Here is a 1,049-nt window from a genome sequence, read left to right on the forward strand (position 1 = left end):
GCGGCCGACGCGCCGCCATGTCTCCCCGCTGGAACGGTTCCACCTCTCCCCGCTCGGCGTGGGAATCCCGCTTGTGCTGGGCATCGTCTACGGCGCCTACGCCGCGTACATCGCGCGCGGCGGCGGCCCGGCCTCCTACGGACAGCTCGCCCTGGCCCTGGTATCCGGCGCGCTCCTCGCCCTGCTGATCCTCGGCCTTCTCCGCGTCCAGCACTCCCTGCCGCGCGAACCGCGCGCCGCGGCGTGGGGCGCCCTGGTCGGCTGCGCCATGGGCTTCCTGTACAGCCTCACCGGCCACAGCGTCCTGCTGTCCTCGGGCATCGGCCTCGCGCTGGGCGTCGGCACGGTCATCATCACGTTCTACGCGTTCTACATGCACGAGCCCTGACCGGCCCTGAGCACGTACCAGCCCTGACCGCGCACGAGCCCTGACCGGCGAACACGTAGGAGCCCTGAAGGGCGCGAACGCCGACGACGGGCAGGCCGCTCAGCCCTCGTGCGGACGACGGCCCTTGGCGTCCGCCGGGGGCTTCTTGCCGCGGCCGGCGGTGTGCGCGCGGGCCGCGAGTGCCGCCGCGCGGCTCTGGAGCAGGCGGATCACCGTGAATCCCACCGCGATCAGGCCCAGGATCACCACCACACTGATCCAGTTGCTCATGACGCGCTCGCCTCCTTCCGTCCAACGTACTCCCGCGAAGGTGGTGCGGCGGTTCGGGGAGGCTGAGAGGCTTGGTACCCTCGCAGGCGACGATTAGGTTAGGCTCGCCTAAGTATCGGCCGAATCGGGGGTACTCGGCCGTTCCGACCCTTTGGGGGGACCATGCCGATGACGGACACGGCCTCGGACGTGCCGCCGCTGCTGCCGTTGCCGCTGCTGCCGGTGTCGCCGCCGGAGGAGCGCGCCGCCCGAGCCCGGAACCCGGTCGGAGCGGGCTGACCACCGCTCAGCGGCCCCGCCGCGGCCCTCATTCGTACCCGCCGTCCCGTGCCCGCCGTCTTCCCGTGCCCGCCGGCCGCGTTCCGGCAGGTCGGCCGGTGGCACGGGAAGA

General features: G+C 72.5%; 2 protein-coding genes. One reads left to right on the forward strand and one right to left on the reverse strand.

Annotated features, from left to right (window positions below; genetic code table 11):
* Window positions 1–58 precede the first annotated feature (58 nt).
* Entirely contained in the window at window positions 59–388 is a 330-nt protein-coding gene (locus tag BFF77_RS21910) for a hypothetical protein (protein ID WP_425424414.1), read from the forward strand.
* Window positions 389–487: 99 nt separating this feature from the next.
* On the opposite strand, the gene BFF77_RS35775 is transcribed toward BFF77_RS21910, so the two are convergent.
* On the reverse strand, window positions 488–658 hold the full coding sequence (locus BFF77_RS35775; RefSeq protein WP_169922703.1) for a hypothetical protein: 171 nt from the start codon (window positions 656–658) through the stop codon (window positions 488–490).
* Between the last annotated feature and the right edge of the window lie 391 nt (window positions 659–1,049).

This window comes from Streptomyces lushanensis, from assembly GCF_001700515.1.
In the GTDB taxonomy this organism is placed as follows: Bacteria; Actinomycetota; Actinomycetes; order Streptomycetales; family Streptomycetaceae; genus Streptomyces; species Streptomyces lushanensis.

Coding starts and splice junctions, on each gene's coding strand:
- BFF77_RS35775 (WP_169922703.1), bottom strand. CDS start 658: ATGAGCAACTGGATCAGTGTGGTGGTGATCCTGGGCCTGATCGCGGTG.